This window comes from Natrinema sp. CGMCC1.2065 (assembly GCF_051225675.1).
GTDB classification, from domain to species: domain Archaea; phylum Halobacteriota; class Halobacteria; order Halobacteriales; family Natrialbaceae; genus Natrinema; species Natrinema thermotolerans.
In genome coordinates this window covers 1-20,463 of record NZ_JBPJSJ010000004.1, presented here as the reverse complement: position 1 = coordinate 20,463, position 20,463 = coordinate 1, and the positions used below count along the sequence as shown (strand labels likewise).

At 59.7% G+C, this 20,463-nt stretch carries 17 protein-coding genes and 2 pseudogenes; 15 read left to right on the top strand and 4 right to left on the bottom strand.

Annotated features, from left to right (window positions below; genetic code table 11):
• Positions 1-50: 50 nt before the first annotated feature.
• The 6 genes from ACSBP4_RS06160 to ACSBP4_RS06135 all read left to right on the top strand — a co-directional run bounded on the left by ACSBP4_RS06160 (position 51) and on the right by ACSBP4_RS06135 (position 8,879).
• Complete coding sequence (locus ACSBP4_RS06160) at positions 51-1,565, top strand: amidohydrolase family protein (protein ID WP_435551661.1); 1,515 nt, start codon at positions 51-53, stop codon at positions 1,563-1,565.
• Positions 1,566-2,052: 487 nt separating this feature from the next.
• Positions 2,053-4,311 carry an AAA domain-containing protein gene (locus ACSBP4_RS06155; protein WP_435551660.1) on the top strand — a complete coding sequence of 753 codons (2,259 nt, stop codon included), beginning with the start codon at positions 2,053-2,055 and terminating at the stop codon, positions 4,309-4,311.
• A gap of 41 nt (positions 4,312-4,352) precedes the next feature.
• Entirely contained in the window at positions 4,353-6,086 is a 1,734-nt protein-coding gene (locus ACSBP4_RS06150; RefSeq protein ID WP_435551659.1) for an ATP-binding protein, read from the top strand.
• Positions 6,087-6,512: 426 nt separating this feature from the next.
• On the top strand, positions 6,513-7,784 hold the full coding sequence (locus tag ACSBP4_RS06145; protein WP_435551658.1) for an RNA-guided endonuclease InsQ/TnpB family protein: 1,272 nt from the start codon (positions 6,513-6,515) through the stop codon (positions 7,782-7,784).
• 172 nt (positions 7,785-7,956) lie between these two features.
• Positions 7,957-8,313, top strand: coding sequence for a lipase chaperone (locus tag ACSBP4_RS06140; protein WP_049967131.1), 357 nt, complete (start codon positions 7,957-7,959; stop codon positions 8,311-8,313).
• The gene (locus ACSBP4_RS06135; protein ID WP_049967130.1) at positions 8,310-8,879 is read left to right on the top strand and encodes a hypothetical protein; all 570 of its coding nucleotides are present in this window, start codon (positions 8,310-8,312) and stop codon (positions 8,877-8,879) included. The genes ACSBP4_RS06140 and ACSBP4_RS06135 overlap by 4 nt, the downstream gene beginning before the upstream one ends.
• Positions 8,880-8,881: 2 nt before the next feature.
• On the opposite strand, the gene ACSBP4_RS06130 is transcribed toward ACSBP4_RS06135, so the two are convergent.
• Complete coding sequence (locus ACSBP4_RS06130; protein WP_049967129.1) at positions 8,882-9,142, bottom strand: MarR family transcriptional regulator; 261 nt, start codon at positions 9,140-9,142, stop codon at positions 8,882-8,884.
• Positions 9,143-9,261: 119 nt separating this feature from the next.
• On the opposite strand from ACSBP4_RS06130, the gene ACSBP4_RS06125 reads away from it, so the two are divergent.
• The 7 genes from ACSBP4_RS06125 (at position 9,262) to ACSBP4_RS06095 (ending at position 14,135) form a co-directional block, all read left to right on the top strand.
• Positions 9,262-9,516, top strand: a complete 255-nt coding sequence (locus tag ACSBP4_RS06125; RefSeq protein ID WP_049967128.1) for a HalOD1 output domain-containing protein — start codon at positions 9,262-9,264, stop codon at positions 9,514-9,516.
• A gap of 550 nt (positions 9,517-10,066) precedes the next feature.
• Entirely contained in the window at positions 10,067-10,363 is a 297-nt protein-coding gene (locus tag ACSBP4_RS06120) for a hypothetical protein (protein WP_435551738.1), read from the top strand.
• A gap of 66 nt (positions 10,364-10,429) precedes the next feature.
• The gene (locus ACSBP4_RS06115) at positions 10,430-10,651 is read left to right on the top strand and encodes a hypothetical protein (RefSeq protein WP_004595552.1); all 222 of its coding nucleotides are present in this window, start codon (positions 10,430-10,432) and stop codon (positions 10,649-10,651) included.
• Between the two features lie 124 nt (positions 10,652-10,775).
• Complete coding sequence (locus ACSBP4_RS06110; protein ID WP_435551657.1) at positions 10,776-11,777, top strand: DUF6610 family protein; 1,002 nt, start codon at positions 10,776-10,778, stop codon at positions 11,775-11,777.
• Between the two features lie 71 nt (positions 11,778-11,848).
• On the top strand, positions 11,849-12,196 hold the full coding sequence (locus ACSBP4_RS06105; protein WP_435551656.1) for a hypothetical protein: 348 nt from the start codon (positions 11,849-11,851) through the stop codon (positions 12,194-12,196).
• Positions 12,197-12,282: 86 nt separating this feature from the next.
• On the top strand, positions 12,283-13,221 hold the full coding sequence (locus tag ACSBP4_RS06100) for a DUF955 domain-containing protein (RefSeq protein WP_435551655.1): 939 nt from the start codon (positions 12,283-12,285) through the stop codon (positions 13,219-13,221).
• A 98-nt stretch (positions 13,222-13,319) separates the two neighbouring features.
• On the top strand, positions 13,320-14,135 hold the full coding sequence (locus ACSBP4_RS06095) for a hypothetical protein (protein ID WP_435551654.1): 816 nt from the start codon (positions 13,320-13,322) through the stop codon (positions 14,133-14,135).
• Positions 14,136-14,146: 11 nt separating this feature from the next.
• On the opposite strand, the pseudogene ACSBP4_RS06090 reads toward ACSBP4_RS06095, so the two are convergent.
• Positions 14,147-14,741: pseudogene (locus tag ACSBP4_RS06090) on the bottom strand (hypothetical protein).
• On the bottom strand, positions 14,738-15,664 hold the full coding sequence (locus tag ACSBP4_RS06085) for a helix-turn-helix transcriptional regulator (protein ID WP_049967107.1): 927 nt from the start codon (positions 15,662-15,664) through the stop codon (positions 14,738-14,740). Before ACSBP4_RS06085 ends, ACSBP4_RS06090 begins: the two are co-directional and overlap by 4 nt.
• Positions 15,665-15,802: 138 nt before the next feature.
• On the opposite strand from ACSBP4_RS06085, the gene ACSBP4_RS06080 reads away from it, so the two are divergent.
• Positions 15,803-16,126 carry a hypothetical protein gene (locus tag ACSBP4_RS06080; RefSeq protein WP_435551653.1) on the top strand — a complete coding sequence of 108 codons (324 nt, stop codon included), beginning with the start codon at positions 15,803-15,805 and terminating at the stop codon, positions 16,124-16,126.
• A 628-nt stretch (positions 16,127-16,754) separates the two neighbouring features.
• Positions 16,755-17,988: pseudogene (orc4, locus tag ACSBP4_RS06075) on the top strand (DNA replication protein Orc4).
• Positions 17,989-18,159: 171 nt separating this feature from the next.
• Here the strand turns inward: orc4 and ACSBP4_RS06070 are convergent.
• Complete coding sequence (locus ACSBP4_RS06070; RefSeq protein WP_435551652.1) at positions 18,160-20,295, bottom strand: type B DNA-directed DNA polymerase; 2,136 nt, start codon at positions 20,293-20,295, stop codon at positions 18,160-18,162.
• Between the last annotated feature and the right edge of the window lie 168 nt (positions 20,296-20,463).

The window sequence follows — 20,463 nt, the reverse complement described above, 5'->3', positions numbered from 1 at the left end:
TGACAATACTCGGCAGAAGGCTCACCGGACGACCCCTCTTACCTCCAATTATGACGCCAGATGCCGCTGAGTTGGGAGACAACACTGAGGTTGCGGTCAACGACGCGGATCTCGTAGTACACGACGCAGTGGTTGTGACTGTAGACGAAGATAACAGAATCTACCGAAACGGCACGGTTGTAGTCGAAGACGGTGTCCTCACCGACGTGCGAACGACACGAGACGGTGACCGAGACTGTGACGCCGACCGTGTCATCGACGGCGAGGGTACCCTCGTGATGCCGGGACTCGTCAACGCACACACCCACCTGGAGCTGACGCCATTGATCGGCGCGTTCAGTGACCTCGACCTATTGGAGATGATGAGCGGGATGACCGCCATTTTCGGTCACATCGCTGACGGCGAATACGGCTACCTTACCGACGCGGGATACGAACTCGCCGCACTCAACTTCCTCGCAGGCGGTGTCACGACCGTCAACTCGATGGACGTCCGTCCCAGCGGGGGCGCAGAGACGTTCGGCGAGGCTGGCCTCCGCGGATTCTTTGGGATGGCGCTCTCCGATCTCTTCTGGGACGTCCCGGTCGATAAGCAGTTCGAACGCGCCCGCGAGTTTATTGACGAGTACCACGGCGCGTACGACGGCCGCATCCGGGCAACGATCAATCCCCATGATGACTGGTCGTGTACACGAGCGCTGTGGGAGCGTACTGCCGCCCTCGCTGACGAATATCCTGATCTACTCGTTCACACGCATCTGCTCGAACTGGAGGCGAGTAATACGATGGCGCGGTCAAATGGTGCCGAGGACTCGCTCGACCTGCTTGACGACATCGGCCTCCTTGACGATCGGCTGGTGGCCGCTCACTTCCGGCTGGCCAACAACGAGGATATCCAGCGAACTGCTGACGCGAACGCGTCGGTTGCACACTGCCCGTCGATTTTCGCGTACTGGAACACGGACGGCGACGTGCAGTGGACGCCTGTGCCGGAGCTTCGGGACGCGAGTGTCGATGTTGGGCTGGGCATCGACGACCATTACTGGCACGACTCCTACAGCCTGTTCGGCGAAGCGCGGCAGGCCCGGCTCGCAGCTAATCTCAAACGGTCAACGGGGCAGTACCACTCGATGGAGCTGGTGCGGATGCTCACCATCGAAGGGGCAGCGGCACTCGGAATTGATGACGAGGTCGGGAGTCTCGAACCCGGGAAGTGCGCCGACGTCATCATGCTCGACATCGAGAAGCCGAAGTTCATCCCCATGACCAACATCCCGGCACAGATCGTCAACAACGCGGTACCCGCCGACGTGAAGACAGTCATCGTGGACGGTGACGTGCTGATGCGAGACGGTGATGTGAAAACAATGGATGCCGACGCCGTGCGTGAGCAGGTCGAATCTGCGGTTGAGCGTTTCGAGTCGGAGACGGACTGGGAACTCGGGGTCGGCGGGAGTGTCCCGCCGAGTAAGTTGAATGTTGCCCACGACCTGCCGAAGCGCGGCCCCAGTCAGTTGCTCGGACGGCTCGCGTTCCAGTCGGCCAAGGATCAATTCCCATTCTGAGAGGGTTCATAGAACTGCCTCAGGAGAGGAGAGGCGCGTACCGGTGGCATTCGGCGGCCAGTGGTATCTAGATGCCGAAGATGTGATTCACCGCATCAGATTCTCCGATAGTCCGCTGGATTGCTAAGTACGCAGGTGTACATAGCAAACCACTGGATCTCTTTCCAGACGTTCTAGTACAGGGACGATACGGTCAATTCAAATAACGTGAAGGGAGCGGTGGCCCCTCAACCACTCCCTTGGCCCCAACCTTCTCAGAGGGGTTGCCACTATGTGATACTGTATTAAGCCTTAAAACGGCTATGCGACTGAGTGAAACCCCGCTATCTGTTCAATAAGCAGAGCCATTTGTCAGCCGATTCATCGAGAAGTAGAGGTAATTAACCTCATGAGAAGTGGTCTGTGACACACTCTATCAAAACTACTAGCCATGTGATGACTTCACTGAACGGGAAGATTTAGGACTCAGTGCTTCGTTCTGATCGACATGTCTCTCCTCTTCGAGAGTGCGATCGGCAAGTTCGACCTCTCGAGTGCTGCCCTCCATTCACCGGCAGACGAGACGTTCGAACCGGTGCGTGATGACCCCATTCCAATCGATGGGATCGTTGAATATGCGAGCTACCACGACCAACTCGTACATCCTGAGAAAGACGACTGGATTGTGGTTCCACTCCATGCGCGCAATAGCGCAGCACTCTCGGGCGAATATCTCGCCTTCACAGAACACGCACTCCATGGCGATGTTTTCATCTACGATGATGGCGGCGACTATGCTTCGGTCGATCAAGACACGTTTGCCGTCTCATCGCTAGCCAACCGGGTACGCTTCTGGCACTCCGATTACGCGCCTGACGATCCGCCGTCGTACTTCGACTCTCCCATTGCAGAGCGGGAACCACCGCGAAATCCGCTTTCTGACGACAACGACACGGACACCTTCTTTGACGAACTCGAGTCGTTTGTCCAAGCGGAGATGGATGCCCAACGTGATGAAAACCGAGCGAAAGCAGCCGCGTCGACGCCCGAGGCACTCCGTTCCGAGGGGTTCGGTTCGATTCCATCGCTTGCATCCCTTGGCCACCCAGAAGATGGTGTCTACCGATTCAGAATCGATGACGGGCAAGTAGATCGGCAGCATAACACGCATCGAGTCGTCCAGAGCGAATTCCGGATCTTCGAAGGAAACGAAGTGCTCCTCCACCCGCCAAGCAAAGAGCACGCACCAGATGCGTTCCCGATTCCAGCGACAGTCGATGCGATCGAGGGACTAACCGTCAGTCTCGCTATCGACTGGTATACGATCGAGAACCGGTCGACTGTCGGTGCATTCCTCCGCCAGAAGCGGCGGGGTTTTGCACTCACCCAACTGTTGAATCCCGTTCCGTACGAGCGCGAACTTGCTGCGATTACGCGCGTTCGCGAGCGTGATGATCAACGCGCGCTCTTGACAGGCGACACAGCAGTCACCTTCGGGGACACGGCTGGTGTCAAGAGTAGTCAGCAAGACGTCGAACTGAATCAAGAACAGGAGCTTGCAGTGTCCTGTGCCCTCCTTGCTGATCACCTCTTCTGCATTCATGGACCACCAGGCACAGGTAAGACGCGAACGCTTGTCGAAGTCGTCAGACGGTCAGTCGAGGCTGGGGACGACGTCCTCGTCTGTGCCGATTCGAACCAAGCAGTCGACAATCTCGTTGCTGGCTCGAGCACAACGACTGAGACTGACGGCCGATCACTGCACGCCCATGCACAACACGGTGCCGGCGAGTTCGTACTCCGACGCGTGAACGCCAGCAGATCATCGAACGAAGTTGTTAGTACCCAATATGCCACCTGCGATGGACTAGCCGATGTCGTCGCAGCGACGAACAGCAGCGCAGCGACTCTCGAGCGAGAGTTCGATGTGCTCGTCCTCGACGAGGCGACACAGGCGACATGCACCGCCTCGTGTATTCCGCTTGCGCGAGCGGACAAAGTGATCCTCGCAGGCGATCACAAGCAATTACCGCCATTCAGTGCAACCGAAGAACCGCCGGAGTCCGCAGCCGGTCTCTCCCTGTTCGAACACCTCTACGCTGACGGCGGTATTTACGAGGGAGTCGGTATCCAGCTCCGAACGCAGTACCGGATGCATCGCGACATCTCCTGGTTTCCCAACAGCCGCTTCTACAACCGGGCCCTGCGGCAAGGGCGTGACGTTACCGCACTCGAGGAGCAGCCGGCGTTCGTCGGCTACGATATCGGTGGAAGCGAGACGACGATCGACCACTCCAAGCGCAACGACGCAGAGGTGCGACTCGTTGCCCATATCGTCGGTGAACTGCTCGCCGATGCAGCTCTCAGCCCATCCGAAGTCGGCGTTATTACGCCATACACGGCCCAGGCTAACGCGATTCGAGAGAAGCTATCGAGATATCTTGATTCTGGACGGGACATCACGGTCGACACGATCGATTCCTTCCAAGGAAGCGAAAAAGTCGCAATCGTGATTTCGTTGGTTCGGAGTAACACAACGGGCGAAACAGGCTTCCTCGGGCGTCCCATTGACGGCCCTCGGCGATTGAACGTCGCGATGACTCGCGCCCAACGGTTCTGTGCGATCATCGGTGACTGGTATACGTTACGCTCATCCGCAGACGGCACTGACGAAGACACTGGCCTGTACGACGATCTCTACTCATTCCTCGAGAACACCGGAAGACTACGTCAGGTCGAACCGGAATTCATTCCAGTTCCCAAGTAACCGCACGGTTCGGTTTCTGTGGTGCCACAGGGGTGAGCACCATGACAGATCATCCGACGTTATCGGAGTTCGCGACGAACGAAGCGACTGACTCGAGGCCGGCCAGTCAGCCATCGGCTGACGAGACCGTGACGATGACCGCTGACGAGCGGGTTGCAACGTATCTCATCGAAGACCAGATGGCGGATCTCACAGACGCAATCCGTGAAGCCGTCCAAAACGGCATCGACAGTCCAGGATCATCCCGTGTGCTGGTCAGCATCTCGCCCGAGCGATCGATTATCCTCGACGACGGTGCTGGCGTTGACCTCGAGTCGACCGAAGGGCGACGCAACCTCTCAGTGCTGGGTGCAGGAAGCAAGCAACGAGCAGACGACGAGACAATCGGCGAGTGGGGAATCGGCAAGGGTGCGATCATCGCGAAAGGTGCCGTTCGAATCTGGAGTCACGACACCGCACTGTGTTTCGATTATCGCAATCGACGCGATTCGAGGCCGTGGGAAGACGTCAGCAGTCGCGACGGCCAGCTCGTGGACGCTGAGCATCATCTCGAGGGGATGCTCGTCGAGATCGATCACTACGAAGATGAAGTGCCCGATCCGGACAGCTACCGGTGGCGGCGCTACGTTCGCGATCTTCGCAAGCGCTTCGCGTACGTGCAGTCTCGAACGGGCGTCTCGGTCGTGATCAACGGCGAATCGGTCGACAACGGCGATCCACTCGAGGTAGTGGCGGACTCTCCACATCCGTCGCTCACTCGTGAAACCGACGATGCGATCCTCGCACTCGAGTACACGCCCCACGAGGGGCTCGATATCTACAGCAATGGGCTGTACGTGACGACAAAGCGCGAGTACGGACTCGGTGGTGTGGTCGTCTCGAAAGGGAATCTGACGCTGAACTTTGCGCGCAACGACATCCAGTCGGGCTGTGACCGCTGGCAGCGGATCGACAGCGCACTTGAGCAGGCACGTGACGATCTATATGCTGAGGTCTCGGACGATCGGCTGACTGCCGAGAGTCGGGAAGTGATGATCGGGACGATGGCATCCGGGTCATCAGACGAGCAGTGGGCCGAGCGCAAGCTGTTCCAGCTGGCGACCGAGTCCCGTATCAGCCTCGAGGAGATCCAAGCAGCCCCGAAGATTGGGTGGGGCGACGGAGCCCAGAAAGGCGCGGACAAACTCGTCGAGCGTGGCTACGTCGTCCTCGATACAAGTGATTCGGCAACTCAACGGCTTCGTGATCTCGCTACTGACGAGGACACATCGATAACGGTGCCAGAGACGTTCGATGTTGGCGAACAAGCCGAGTCAGAAGGTGTCTGGACAGGCTATCATCGCATCGAGGATGAATCGCAGTTGAACGCTGATCAGCGGCGGTATCTTCGCTTCGCTCGAGTGCTCGCAAAGGAGCTTGGGATTGAACGAGATGTGTACTATGGCGAGGCAAGTGCCGATGCCTGGACTGACGGCAGGACGTACATCGTGATCACCGACTCAGCCATGACGAGCCGCCAGCGTGCAGTCTGGATGCATGATCTGTATCTCGTGATGTTACACGAGGCAGCCCACGAGACCTCGAGTCGGGATCGACCCTCACACGGGCATCACTTCGAGAGTTCGTATCGGTCGCTCGTTGAGGAACCAGGAAATCGAAGTTCGTTCGCTGAACTCGTCCAGCAGATCGTCGACGAAGGATTCGAGTCCGTGTTTGATGAGTATGAGGTAGATATCCAGCAGAGTGAAGGCGACTCCTCTGGCCAATTTCGATAATGGGGCGGCGAGGTGGAAGATCGACTCGAGTCGAGTGCAGTGGCTCGAGTTCGGCATAGTGCGTTGATCTATCGATACGCAGGATAGCTCTTCGAAGAGCCGTCAACACTGCTCTTCTGGGGATGTGATCCGAAGTTCGTTCTCGACTTCGTAGAAGTAGCCTCGTTCGAGGAGGCGAGTAAGTGCGTGCTCGACGTCCCGTTGCTCGAGTGCCAACTCTACATCGGAAGTCAGCACGTTTCGATCACCAACTACGACGTGGAGACAATCCAGGAAGTACCGCGATCACGGTGTAAGAAGACTTCTATCCTAGAAGAGCGAGGGCGAGTACCCCGACCCACCGTGGTCGGGGGTGAAGCCCGACACTCGGACAACCTATCAACCGTGCTCCATACCTTTACAAGACCGCAGTACGACGATTAGGGTATGCAGAAGTCGCTGACCAAAACACTCGTCTTCCAACTTCAACCCGACGAGGACGGTCAGCGACTTCTGGATGACGCCTTCCTTGAAGCCCGGCGCGTGTACAACGAAACGATCCGGCGAGCGAAGAACGGTGAGGACTGGGATGAGATTCGGCAGGACTTGGAGTCTGACGCCAACCTCGTGAACAACACCGCTCAGCTCGTCGTACAGAAATCGCTGGAAGCGATGGAGAATTACTACGAGTACGACGACTATAACCAACCCAGCCACACCAAAGACGGTGCATACCCGCTCCGGTCGAACTACGAGGAAGGCTACAACCTGTTCCTCGAAGACGACTGCATCCGCTATCGGGTCAGTGCGAAACCGTACAACCCGGTGAAGGGGACACTCAGTGGCTCGCTCGACTCTCTTGAACAACTTCGCCAAGCTATCCAATCCGATGAGTGGCGTGTTGGAACGGCGGAAGCGATACAGCGGAATGGGAACTACGAACTCCACATCAACATCACCCACACCGAAACCGAAGTCCAAGACAAAGCGGAGTCACGAACAGTGGTTGGTGTGGATATTAACGAGGACTGCGTTGCTCTCGCTGCCCTCTACGAGAACGACATTGGTGACTCGGTGATCATCGACTTCCCTGAAATCAAGAAAGAACGGCATCGGTACTTCACGATGCGAAAGCGGATGCAGAACGCTGGGAAGTCGTCATTTGACCGGGCGTTCGAGCAGAGGGAGGAACGGTTCGTTCACGACCAACTCCACAAAGTCTCTCGACGAGTCGTGGAGTGGGTGTCACGGTTTGAGACCCCCGTCATCGTCTTTGAAGACCTCAAAGAGATGCGGGACTCGATTGACTATGGTACCCGGATGAACCGTCGCCTCCACTCACTTCCGTTCCGCAAACTTCGGGAGTTCATCACGTACAAAGCCGCGTTCCAAGGCATCCCGAGCGAGGAGATTAACCCTGAATACACGAGTCAGGCGTGTTCACTTACAACGTGCGAGCATACGACTCGTGCAAACCGGAACAAGAAGCGATTCAAGTGTGTAGAGTGTGGCCGCCAAGACCATGCTGACCGGAACGCGGCCATCAACATCGCCAAGAAAGAATTGGAGAAACTGGATAGGAATGTGCCTGCTCTCAAGACACTTCCCACTGTGCGGAAGTTGCGACGGCAGGCATCGGGCTGTGTGGACCAGCCGACCGTGACCCACGACACCGCCAGAGGTCATCATGCCGATGGTGTCGCGGGTGTGTCAGACTAATCCACGGGAAGCCACGGGCCACCGCGCCCGTGGCGGTTCACTTCGGGGCGCTGAACTCGCCGGTGTAGCAATCGCTCTTACTGGGGGGCTTTCTCCTCGATTCTCCGTAATGTGCAAGCTCTGTGCATACGCCGAAACCGTTATCCGACTATGTGCAAAACCTGCACACACAATGAGCGCAAGCGACGATCCGCGGCGGGTTCACTTCCAGTCGCCGGAGTATCTCGTCGACCGGCTCGATGCCATCGCCGATCTCTTCGACAAAGACCGGACGGATCTCCTCGTCGATGCCATCCGAGAGTACATCGAAGACACTGCCGACAGCGAGACGTTTCAGGAATTAGTTGCGACGAAGTACTACAACGACCAACTCGAGTTCGAGACGGTGAAGCAACTGGTGGGCGCCGAGACCGCCCAGCGACTCCGCCTCCTCAAAGCGGATCTCGAGGACGAACCACTCGATCTCGCTGCCCCCGATGACGTCGACGTCTACGAAGGGGATGTGACGACGGTCGACGACGATCGATGAGCGGTCCACGACTGCGAACAGTCGTCGCCGACACGAGTGCGCTCGTCAGTCTCGCGGTGCCCCGTGCGGATGCAGCCATCGGTACCGATGTTCCCGACCCGTTCCAATACCTGCTCACCTCCTGTGACGTGGTCGTCTCTCCGGAAGTCGTCGCAGAACTCCGCGACATCACGCAGTATCAGGACATCCACGCCGCAGCCGCGAGTAACGTCCTCGCGGCCCGTGGCCACTACACGGTCGAAGATCCGTATGCGCGCGAGGACACCCCGGACGCGCGACCGACGTTCGGCCTCGATGACGGCGAAACTGATTGTATTGTCCTCGCGAACGCACTCGACGTCGACGGCTTTCTCACCGACGAATTTGGTGGCACGAACTTCCCACTGATTCACGCTGTACTCCAGGGGCCGCGTATCGTCCCGACACCGCGACTTATCTGTGACTACGCCCGGAACGGCCATCTGACCCACGAGGAGGCGCGAACGCTACTTAGCGTGATCAGCCCCCACCGGAGCTGGGACAACAGCCCGTACGTCGCCCAGTTAGTCGCACTTCTGGAAGAGTAGGTTCAGTCAGCTTCGAGGTCACGAGCGTCAAGTTCGCCAGTGAGATACTGCTCACCCTGACGAGTGATATCGTAGACGCCGTTGCCGAGGTGGACGAGGAGTCCGTATTCGACCAGCGTCTTGCAGCGGGCATTGATGTGTTGGCGGGAGAAACGAACCCGATCGCTGTCCGCCATTTCCTTCGGGGTATCGGGGCCGGCTTCAGCGAGATGCTCGAGAATGCGGTCATCAGCGCGAGACATCCAGTCGGCGTCAAAGCGCATATTCTATCTGCTTGCGCTGCGATCATCTTATACTCGAAAAGTCAACTCTAAGATCGATGCGCTTCTATAGTTGACTTCAAATCTTTTAACAGCCTGTAATCAGAAGTGTTAGCCAGTTAATGAGTCCCGCTCCAACTGGGCACGACCCCTCGATTGATCTCGTTGTCGAACTCGTCGAGACGCTCGAAGCGGCTGGCCTTGATCGTGACGAGTACCGACTCTACGATTACGTCGATGTTGAGGCGCTCGAGCAGTTGCTCACCGGTTCAAATTCCGATGTCGAAGTTCGTGTCACCATCGCCGGCGTTCGAATTGCGGTGACGTCAACTGGTGTCGATGTTCTGCAAGATGGCTCCGCCAGCACGTTAGAGTAGAAGTCTATCTATCCCATCGTTAGGTTACTTCTGGCTGATCTCGAGTTCATCAATGACTTCAGGTAGATCGATATCGTCGCTAACGAGGCGATCAGCTGCGAGTTGCCTGGCTCTGTTTCTGAGTTCTGAGGCAGGTTTCTCGTGGTGAACCGATCGTTCAGTGAGTGCGAGGATCGTCAGTAGGTCATTGTGCTTCTGGCTAGTGCTGGAAGGTAACATCTTGAAAGCCCCTGACGGGCTCGAGTCCCGCGCCTCGCTGCGCTCCTCAGGAATTGCGGTGCTTGCGTCGTCGGGGTTCCTCGAGCCCGCCAGTCCCTTTCAGTCCCACCCGTGTGGAAGGATTAGTCGGCTACAGTGTAGCCGGTAGTTAGCCCTCGTAACCGGCACGCCCCGCTCGTCGCTGCCGCCCGGAGCATCGCTCGCGACCGACCATTCCGGGCTGCCTGCCTGCAGTCGCGGGCGGGCTGCCGGGTAAAGTGCATGTGCCCTCGGCGCCAGCGGGTATCCCCGTCGGTTTCGCCCCTCGCGGGCTTTCGCGTTCCAGCGCTTGGTGCCGCCTGCGCTGTCGCGCGCCACACCGCGGCGCGCGTTCTCGGCGACAGTCGCGCTGGACACGGACCCGCAGTCCGGGCCGGACACGAGCGGGCATATCCCGCTGGCCGCTCGCTCCGGGCGGGTCGGCGCGCGGTGCTGGTTGGGGCCACCTCATGCAGGCGCGCTCTCGCTCGCGCCCGGTAGGGCGCTCGCGAGCATCGAGCGCGTCAGCGACGATCTACAGGAGAAGGTCGACCAGTTCGAGGAGCGTGAGGACGCGCTTCGTGAGCGGTTCCAGGACGCGATGGCCTGACGCCGCGATGGTGACGTAGTCGTCTGTTCTGTCTTTCTCGCCCTTCAGGGGTGGAGGGCGATAGAGATGAAGAATTCCGCGGACAGCAGCGGCAATAACGATGAATTCCCACCCGAGAAGCGCCTCGAAGCACCAAACTACCGACTGATCAAGGCCGGGATCGCGACGATCCCCGATATGGAGACACTCCGTGAGTGTGTTGCCTACGAGAACGCCCACCAGAATCGGACGCAGATTCTGCGTCGGCTCCAGTGGAAGGCTGAAGAGTTGCGTGAGGATGAGGAGTAGCGATCAGTCTTAACCAACAATCGGAGTCAGCCAACACCTCGTGTTGGTTAACGGTGAGAGTATCCCGTTTTTCGGGCCCCTGAATGGGTGCGGGGCGACCAGCAGCCGCCTCGCGAGGTCAGTCATGTCCCTCGATTTGAGCCCAGACTCCAGCACGGCTAGCGACATCGCTGCCGCCAGACAAGCAGACCACATTGCGTTCCTCCATCGAGCCCCATTCGTCGCTGATGCGTTGGCCCTCGGATTTCTTCCCGGATTTCGGGAAGACTGTGGGTATCAGGCAGACCAGTACCTGAACCTCGAGATTCCTGTGGGGATGCTCGATAACGACTTCCGCAATCCCGACCTGGAACGATTCGTCGATCGCTTCTTCGAGTACGAGCCACAGGTTGGTGTCATCGGCGACATCTACGAACCAGATGCCGTCGACGCCCACATCGCTGCTGCTCGTGAAATCCAAGCGAGCTACCCCGAGGCCGAGCTCATCGTCGTTCCGAAGTCGCGGGCGGTGATCGACGCGATACCCGAGACCCTCGTCCTCGGATATTCACGGGGATACGCCGACTGCCTGGCCCACGAGTTCTCCGACCCAGCCGATTGGAGAGGGCGGCGCGTCCACATCCTCGGTGGGAGTCCGCCCAAGCAGCTCGACGCTATTCGACAGCTGACCCGACCGACACTCACGGACGAGCCACCGGCCGACATCGTCGGCGTCGACTGGAACGGGCTGCATCGCGGCGCACAGTTCGGTGAGTTCTGGACGGCCGACGGCTGGGACGACAGCGGTCGCGACGCCGACCACGTCACCGTGCGAAAGACGGTGCGCCACAGCCTCGCTCGCGTCCGTGAGTTTTGGAGGACCCACGGAATCTGGCCCGAAACGACACCGCAAGATGAGGGGCTCGACGTCGAGTACGAGGGTCCGAGTCCTGCCGATCTCGAGGACGCCGCCTGTACCGAGTGCGGGACGAACGTCTGGCGAACTCGCCGCGGCCCGTACGTGGCCGAATACGATACCGGCGCAATCTGTGGATACTGCAGCTACGAGTGCTACTTCAGCCACCGTCATCGAAACAACCTAGAGGAGATCGCCGGCGAGCAGAGCGTCTACCTCCCGCCGGCGTGACTTCGTGACCTGTTTTTCGTGCCCCCAGAGAGGGCGAGGGCTCCTTCGAGAGCCCTCAGAGGTGACTTCCAGTGAGTCAACAACAGCGTCCTGACAACGTCTCGATCGACGAGATCCCGGTCGATATCGACAACACACAATCAGCGGAGGTCGATTCCGCCGACGTTCCCGACGAAATCGAATCTATCACCCGTGGGCTCGCCGGTGAGCAGCCGCCGACGAATCCGTTGGTCGTGCTGAAAGCGGCCCGGTGGTGGTACATTCACGGCAAGGGCGGCACGGATCCCGCCTTCCAGTGGGCCATCGAGTGGGCGCGTCATCTTGCGACCGACACGCCCAGTGACGTCGAGCAGTTCGACGAGTTCCTCGAGTACCTCGTTACGGTCGGCTTTGCAGACGAACGTCACGAGCTCCGCTAACCGACAGAGCGGTTTTTGGACGCCCCTGAGGGGTGCGGCGCGGTCTGAACAGACGCAGTCGCCGTGAACTCGATTCGGTGATCACGATGTCTACGACCAGAGACTCGTCGGTCTCCTTCGACCAGACCGACACGCGATCAGACGAGATGAACAGTACCATCGAACAGTGGATCGACGATCTCGTCGCCGGCGTCGACGACGCGCAGGCCAGCGAAGAGTTCCAAGAGTGGCTCGATGTCCAGAGTCGTTTCCACGACTACTCCTACCGGAACACGCTCCTCATCAAGCGACAGTGTCCCGAGGCGAGCCGGATGGCGGGCTACCGGACGTGGCAGGAGGAGTTCGACCGCCACGTCACGGAGGGTGAGTCGGCCATCTGGATCTGGGCGCCGATCATCACCAAGCAGTGTCCGGAGTGCGAGAATTCGCCGAGTTACCACGAGGACAGTGACTGTGAGTGCGACGAGACGCCGCCTGAAGAGTGGTCTAAGGGTCTAGTCGGGTTCAAGCCCGCGCCGGTGTTCGACGTCTCTCAGACCGAAGGCGAGCCGCTTCCTGATCTCGACACGGAAGCGACCGGCGACGCCGGTGACCTCGTCGAACAGTTGACTGTCGCCGCTGACGACCTCGGCGTGACGGTGCGAATCGTTCCAGCCGAGGAGTGGACCCACGGCGAGGCAAAGGGTATCTGCGAGCAGTTGAGCCTCGTCGACGTTCAGCCGCTCGTCGAGGTGCGTGATCGGGAGAACGAGGCCGACCTTGCGCGGACGCTGATTCACGAGTACGCCCACGCCCTGCTCCACTTCGACGTCGATGACGACACCGAGCGGGCGAAACGCGAAGTCGAGGCCGAAGCCGTCGCGTATGTCGTCGGGCGGTACTGTGGGTTGGACACCAGCGGGTCGGCGTTCTATCTCGCTGCGTGGGAGTCGGACGATCCCGAGGTCGTTCGCGAGCGCCCCGGCCGGATTAGTCGAACGGCAGAAGAACTCATCGACGTTCTCGAGGACGAATCGTCGTCCTAACTCAGTTAACCAACGTGGTGATGGATTTCTTCCGATCTGTTGGTTAAGTTTTTCTGCGCCCGCAGAGGGGCGGAGGCGCATTCTGACCTCCGCGAACCATGACTGACGCCTATCTCACAACGGTCCTCGAGGAAGCCAAGCACGTCGCCGAGCAGCACGATCAGGTCGCCCGAACGACGGACAACCAAGCCCACGAATACCTTCGATACGCCGTCCTCCGGGTGCTCGAAGGCGAGTCGGACCACCTCCCAGCAGACTGGACGCCGATCGATGGCGTGACAGTCGGCTACGAGAGCGACGAGGCGATGTACGACAGCTGGGGCTCCAGCGAAGATTGGTGGGAGACCGTCCCGCCGCAAGAAGCGTGTACCCGCTTCCGGGTGTTCTTCCCGGACGACCACCAGACGGTTCCCCGCGACATCGTCGACGTGATGGCCGCGCTCGGGGCCTGGCGCGTTTGGACCGGGAGCGCAGCAGCGTGCGGCTCCTACGACCATCGCGAGCGCCGCGAAGTCCACTACCTGTGGCCGGAAGGCCATCCGGTGGAGGAAGTACTCCACGAGCGGCTCAGTGGCCCTGCGGAAGCCGTCGCTCTCGACGGTGGCCGAACGGGCGACGTTCGCGACCGACTGGTCGTCGACGAGAACGCACAGTCGCAGGACGAACTCGAGCCCCGCACGAAGCGTGCCGTCGCCGAAGCGATGGACGTCTCACTCCTCTCGAAAGGTGGCCGCTACGAGGTGCAGTCCGCGTCCGGTAACAGGTACGAAGTCGACATCATCGACGAATCGTGTACCTGTCCCGACTGGCAGCAACGTTCACCCGAAGGCGGCTGCAAGCACCTGCGCCGCGTCGATCACGAGATCAAACGGGGCCGCGTTCCCCGCCCAGACGGCCGCCTTCCCTCCCCGTAGTCGTGACCAGACTACTCCACGGGACGGACTGTGTCGCCATCTCGTTGGGCCCGGTCGAACGTTGAGAGATACGCGATCCGGTCGTGAACCTCGTCGGTATCCAGCTCCAGTTCGGCGGCCAGTTCGTCGACGGTCATCGGTTCATCGAGTGCCTGGAGGACTTCGAGCCCCTGGTAGTACCTATTCGTGATCTCCTGGACGCGGGCCTCGATCGGCGTGGTCACCCCGTACCGGTCCTCGAGTTCGACCAAGGCCTCGTTCGCGAACGTGGCGAACTGATCGTCCCCTAGGCGTTCGATCTGGGCTTCGAGTTCATCCCGGACGACATCGTAATCGAGGCCGGCCTGCACGAGCATATTCATGTCCTCGATGTCGTCGTCGCGGCCTGCGATTGCCTTGAACAGGAAGATATCCTCGTTGCTGACCAGCCGGACCGTCAGTCGATCAGTGTCGAGGAACGGCTCGCTGCGCTCTTGCATCCCGTCGGTGAGTACGAGCTTGTTCGCGACCACCACCGATCAGGTAGACCGTGAGCGGTTCAGATAGCCCGTTCCCGATTTGCTGGAATTCGTTCTCGATGTACTCGCGTCCGAATGTTGGTCTCATTGTGGTAGATCCACCTCGTAGTCAGCCGCTAGCGCCTGAAACTCGTCCCACTCCGGAAGCCGGTCGTCGTCGACCTCGCCGTGCGTCTCGAGGTAGCGCAGCAAGGCGTCGATTTCGGCTTCAAGGCCATACTTCGCCGCCTGCTCTCGGAGGTCCGCCTCGTCGACGTCGACGCGGCTGAGCAGGAGGAGACAGTACGAGCGGTGGCGGCTGCCGTCGTCGATCAGTAGCGTGTGACAACAAAGTTCCGCCGGCGAGACTGCGTCGAGGTCCTCGGAGTAGAAGTAGTAGCGATGGCTGGTGAGCAGGAACTGGAGGTCGAAGGCCGCGAATCGAGCGAGGCCTGTTTCGTGGAACGGCTCCGCGTCGATCTCCGTCTGGGTCTGGGTGAGGAATTCGTCGTAGTCCTCCCAGAGAATCGTCCCCTTCGGGGCGATGGCTTCGAGGCGTTGACGATGCAGATGGTGTGCGAGTTCACGGGCGAACTCGTGGAGGCGGTCGAAGTCGGCGTTGAAATCGTAGCGGCCGTCGGCCGTCCCGACGAGACCACGGTCACGAAACCGCTTGAGGACCCGGTTGACCGTGTTGCGGTAGTTGTCGCTCCGGTCGGCGATCTCGGAGACGGTTCGCGGCTGGTCGAGGTAGTACAGCACCTCGAGTGCCTTGCCGGTCAGCAGCTCGGGGAAGTCGATATGGGAGTGCTGGCGGACGAGGTCTTGGTAGAGTTCGACGGCACGAGCGTCCGACGGGACGACTCGTTTTCGCCGGCCATCGCGTTCCGTGTAGACGAGCCCCTTCTCGACGAGGTCGCCGACGGCACGGGAGAGGTAGCTCTCGCTGTGGTCGAGCTTCGTCGCGAGTTCGGAAATCGTGTCGCCTCGGTCGACCGTGGCGAGGACCTCGAGTTCGATGCGCCGGAGCACGGTGTAACATAGTACGAAACTTGTATATAAAGAAGTTTCGAGTAGTGTTACAGCCAGCGGTCGCGAGAACTGCCTTCATCGTCTTAACCAACAAAACTATGGATTCGTGGGTCGTGTTGGTTAACACGAGAGTAGCCGATGTCCTACGAACCCCCGACCCCACCGGCGAACCTCCCGACGGAGATCGTCAACATGCTCAACGAGTCGTCTCCCGAGCAGCTCCGAGACGTTACGACGTACGCTGAAGCGCTCGCCGAGTACAAGGAACGAGAGGCCCGTCTCGAAGAGTCGGCAGATCAAGAAGAGGTCGAGGAGCGGCCAGACGATCTCCCGGACGACGTCCCTGCCAAAGCGACGGTCACGATCAAGGAGATCAACGACAATCGCTACTACTACTGGCAGTGGCGGGAGGGCGATTCAGTGAAGTCGAAGTACAAAGGCCCGGTCAATCCGGACGAGTAAAACTCGATGAGGGAGGACACCCACCCCACGTTTCCGTCGTAACTGGCTGGTGGTGGAGGGGGTGACGTTGGTTTGGAGGCGACCACACCCCCCGCGTTTCCGTCGTTTCTCCACGACGGCGTAGGGAGAGGCTACGATAGTACTATGCAGCCACTAACTCTGTTGACCTAGAACCAATCTAGAGATGAACTAACTTCTGTAACACATGATTAAAGTAGTATAGCTGAGAAACGCTCATTAAGTGTACTTCGACCAAGGAGGGGCGAAGTACTTCGCCCCTTCAGATGAAACAATCCTTTCCAGCTGCTCCTATAGACGGCCAGCTTTGGATGGCTAGGCCGCTCTCGTCTTTGGTATCTCGTCGTGGACGTCTTCTTCGAGTCCCCTCCCCACCTGTTCGGTGATTACGACGGAAACGTGGGGTGTGTGGGTTCGGGATTCGACAACAACGCGACGCTTCCGTCTACGGGTTTCCTGTCTCACGTCGGAAACACGGCTATATTGTCAGCAATCCAATTCCACCGAATGACGGCACTTTCGGGCTGATATCGGACAAGGAACGTCGGAAACGTGGGGTGGCGTTCTCCACTAGATTTATACTCCCCCCGCTCACACCGTGTGATATTCAATGACGCCCGACTCTTCACCCAGTTCTGTCGACGATCCACTCTTTGAATCCGGGCATCGTATCTTCGCGAACAAGGATCTCCTGAAAATCGGCCACGTGCCGGAGGCTGATCGGATCGTCGGTCGCGACGAGGAAATCTCGAAGCTCGCGAAACGTCTCAACGGTGCTGTCCACGGGTACTCCCCGGAAAACGTGATGATCTACGGGAAAACGGGGGCCGGCAAATCTCTCGTGTCAAAACACGTCTGCCAGCGAGCTCAAAATGCCGCTCAGGATGGCGTCGAGATTGGAACAGCGTATAATCGACTGTGCTGAAGACAACACGGAGACTCAGGCGATCTCCTCACTGGCCGCGAAGCTGAACGATGAATCTTCGACTGGAATCTCCGTCCCCCATACCGGCCTCAGTACGTCGAAATACTACAAACTCCTCTGGAAGACGCTCGACGCTCAATTCGATTCTGTGATCATCATCCTCGACGAGATCGATCTGATGAACGACGACAGCGTGCTGATGAAGCTCTCGCGCGCTGAGGAGGCGGGGAAAATCGACTGTAGCGTCGGTGTCATCGCGATCAGCAACAAGATCCAGTGCGTCGACAACGTGAACGAGCGCGTGAAAAGCAGCTTCCAGCACAAGGAACTGTTCTTCAAGCCATACGACGCCAACCAGCTCCGGGAGATCATGTTCAACCGTGAGGACGCCTTCCAGGACGACGTCCTTTCCGAGGACGTGATTCCGCTTTCGGCGGCCTTCGCCGCGCAGGAACACGGCGATGCTCGGAAGGCGATCGACATTCTTCGCCACGCCGGGGAGGTCGCCTACGAGGCCGGGGCAGAGCAAGTGACGGAGGAACACGTCCGCCAGGCACAGCAACACGCCGAAAAGGACAGGTTCAGAGAACTCGTGAACGGCGCACCCACGCAGGCGAAGGCGGCGTTGCTGGCGCTCACGGAGCTGAGTGTCAACAGCAACGACGATACGTTCCTCACGAGCCGGGTGTACGACCAGTACGAACGCATCTGTAACCATCTCGATATGGATATCCTCTCAGTCCGTCGGTTCCGCGACATCCTGAAAGAGCAGGCCTTCCTCGGGGTTGTCGAAATCGAGAAGATCAACAAGGGGAGTGCGGGCGGCATCCACCTCCAGAACCGACTCATCGAAGATCCCCAGGTTGTCCGCGAAACGATCCTCGAGGACAGCCGGATGCAGGACTGGACTCGCGAGTAGTGACCCCCTACTACTGAGTGGGTGCGGACGACGGAAATCTGGGGTGGGGCGTGAGGAAACGACGGAAACGAGGGGGGTCGAAAATTACGTCGGAAACGTGGGGTTGGATCGAAACGACGGAAACCAGGGGTGGGGTCCACTACGACCGTTCGTTGGAGGCTCCGAACGAGCTCAAAACGGTGCCCTCTCACCGGAGAGCTCTCGACTAATGTCGGACCGATCCCACCCGAGCGGTGAAAGCACGCTCTCGACCGCTCTGACCAGCTGCGTTTCGTAGTACGAGGCGTCGTAGGTCTCGATCTCCTCGTGGGCGAGGGCGACACGGTCTCGCGAGGATTTCTCGTCGTCGACGACCACGTACTCGATATCCTGGCCCGGGTGGACTGCCAGTTCCTGCTCGCGGGCCCGTTTCAAGGCGGCCACGTTCTGGGTATTCTGTGAGTAGCTTTCTAGGGGCTTGGAGACACGGTTCCGCTCGACGAGCCGCTCTACTGCTACGGTATCCGCCTGCAATTCGTCGATTGCTCGTTCAAGACGTCCGATCACGGCGTCCGGTGACCTCGTAGCATCGAGCTGGTCGAGACAGTCCCGCTGGACGTCCTCGATGAACGGCGGGGTTGAGCGCTGCCGGGCTTCGATGCCTCTGATCTTGAAGTCGTCGTCGCCGGCGACCTTCCCGAAGTACTTCGTCAACGCCCCGGCGTCGCTCTCGCGCTGCGGGACGAACGCCACCCAGTCGTAGTGAGCCTCGTGTTCGAGCCGAATCTCGACGCATTCCGTGATCTCCGTCGCGAGCGTCTCGAGGTCCTTGCGGTCCTCGTCGTCAACGTCGGGGTCCGGAGTCACCCAGATGGAGTCGACGATGCCGTGGACAACGCGCCAGCCGCCGGCCTCCAGCCGCTGTTTCGCCGTTAGTAGGATCTCGCGAGCGAACGCGTTGATCGCTTCGTGGCACTCGATGCGGCCGAACTTCGCGTTGCTGAACCCCTGATAGCCGAAGCAGGCGACGAGGATCCACTTCAGCGCTCCCGACCGTCCCTCGAGTTCCGCCAGACGGTCCTCGTCGGGGTCGTCTCGTTCCTTCTCGCGACGGATGGCCGCCTTGATCTCGTCGCGCGCGTCGATGATCGGCTGTAGCACGTCGACGAGGTAGCCCTGGTCGTCACAGATCGAGTATCCGAGGCCGGGGACGTCGTCGCGGTCGCTGTGGCAACTACACCGGATGACGTCCGGCGAGACGTTCCGGGTACAGATGATGTTCGGGTACAACGAGGAGACGTCGAGTTCGTGGATGTTCTCGTGGAAGCCGACCTCGGGCGCGAAGATGAACCCGCCGCGGTCGGCATCGTGGAGCGTCCCCATCGGCTTGTAGAACTCGTGGCGCCAGGAGTTCCACGGGACGAGGACGCCGCGGTCGTGGGCCTCGCAGATCTGGATCGCCGTGAGGACGTTCCCGATCGACGCCCACGCGAGCTCCTGGACTGGCTTGTTCGAGCGCGACACGAGGTCGAGGACGCCCTCGAGGTTCGTCTCCCCGTAGAAGAATGTGTTCGACTCGTCGATAATCACCCGGCCGGGCACGTTGTACCGCGCCGGTGAGTGACCGACGCGGCCGTAGCTCGAGTACGTCGACCGACTTGCGAGCTGCTGGAAGTCGATGTCCGGCCATCGACTCAGCGAGAAGTCGTCGACGCCGTCAGCCGTCGCCATCTCGTACAGAGTAGGGACGATCTCACTCGTCGAGCAGACCAGGACGTCCGGATCGTGTGCGTCGAGCGCCCCTTGGACGGCGGTCAGGATATCCGTCGGCGAGCCGGTGACGGTGTCGCCGGCGACGGTCAACTCGCCGTAGACGTCGTTGCTCGTTTCGGTCACCGGAACGCTGAGCCGGAGCGTCGACAACTCGCTTGCCGGCGTCGGATTGACGCCGGTCTCCAGACAGTACCGGAACTCTCGCGAGAAGTCGACGTTGAAACAGGCGAGATCCCCGACTGGATAGTCCGACAGCTGACGCGCCTGCCGGGCGAGTGGAGTGACGCGGTCGATGTGGGCAACGTCGACCGCGAGAACGGCCTCCTCGTCTCGTCGAAAGCCCGGCCGTCGCGTAACCATCTCGGTCGCGACGACGTCCGGGTGCTGGTCGTACACCGACTGGAGTGTCGTGAGGTCGAGGCCGGCATCAGGGTCGCGAGCGGCGACGTAGAAGCGTGGGGTGTAGTCTTGGCGCTCGGTCGTGACGGCGCCGTCGGCGGTTGCCTCCCACTCCAGGACGCGGCCGTCGTCTAAGATATCGATTGTGAACGGCATTTGGGATTGTCACGTCTCGATTGAACGAAACGGTTCAGTCCTAGTTGATATCCTCCTCCGCGTGAACGCGGAGGAATCCCGAGCGGTGGGAGTTTCAGGTCTGCAGTCCAGTCACCGGACTACCAGTCCTTTCGGGCGCGGGTAGTCCCACAACGTCGGACTGGTGGA

What these genes read in the sequence shown, in the direction of transcription:
- ACSBP4_RS06115 (WP_004595552.1), top strand. Translation starts at nt 10,430, where the DNA reads ATGAAGAATTCCGCGGACAGCAGCGGCAATAACGATGAATTCCCACCC.
- ACSBP4_RS06125 (WP_049967128.1), top strand. Translation starts at nt 9,262, where the DNA reads ATGAGTCCCGCTCCAACTGGGCACGACCCCTCGATTGATCTCGTTGTC.
- ACSBP4_RS06100 (WP_435551655.1), top strand. Translation starts at nt 12,283, where the DNA reads ATGTCTACGACCAGAGACTCGTCGGTCTCCTTCGACCAGACCGACACG.
- ACSBP4_RS06110 (WP_435551657.1), top strand. Translation starts at nt 10,776, where the DNA reads ATGTCCCTCGATTTGAGCCCAGACTCCAGCACGGCTAGCGACATCGCT.
- ACSBP4_RS06160 (WP_435551661.1), top strand. Translation starts at nt 51, where the DNA reads ATGACGCCAGATGCCGCTGAGTTGGGAGACAACACTGAGGTTGCGGTC.
- ACSBP4_RS06140 (WP_049967131.1), top strand. Translation starts at nt 7,957, where the DNA reads ATGAGCGCAAGCGACGATCCGCGGCGGGTTCACTTCCAGTCGCCGGAG.
- ACSBP4_RS06095 (WP_435551654.1), top strand. Translation starts at nt 13,320, where the DNA reads ATGACTGACGCCTATCTCACAACGGTCCTCGAGGAAGCCAAGCACGTC.
- ACSBP4_RS06070 (WP_435551652.1), bottom strand. Translation starts at nt 20,295, where the DNA reads ATGCCGTTCACAATCGATATCTTAGACGACGGCCGCGTCCTGGAGTGG.
- ACSBP4_RS06155 (WP_435551660.1), top strand. Translation starts at nt 2,053, where the DNA reads ATGTCTCTCCTCTTCGAGAGTGCGATCGGCAAGTTCGACCTCTCGAGT.
- ACSBP4_RS06135 (WP_049967130.1), top strand. Translation starts at nt 8,310, where the DNA reads ATGAGCGGTCCACGACTGCGAACAGTCGTCGCCGACACGAGTGCGCTC.
- ACSBP4_RS06080 (WP_435551653.1), top strand. Translation starts at nt 15,803, where the DNA reads ATGTCCTACGAACCCCCGACCCCACCGGCGAACCTCCCGACGGAGATC.
- ACSBP4_RS06130 (WP_049967129.1), bottom strand. Translation starts at nt 9,142, where the DNA reads ATGCGCTTTGACGCCGACTGGATGTCTCGCGCTGATGACCGCATTCTC.
- ACSBP4_RS06145 (WP_435551658.1), top strand. Translation starts at nt 6,513, where the DNA reads ATGCAGAAGTCGCTGACCAAAACACTCGTCTTCCAACTTCAACCCGAC.
- ACSBP4_RS06150 (WP_435551659.1), top strand. Translation starts at nt 4,353, where the DNA reads ATGACAGATCATCCGACGTTATCGGAGTTCGCGACGAACGAAGCGACT.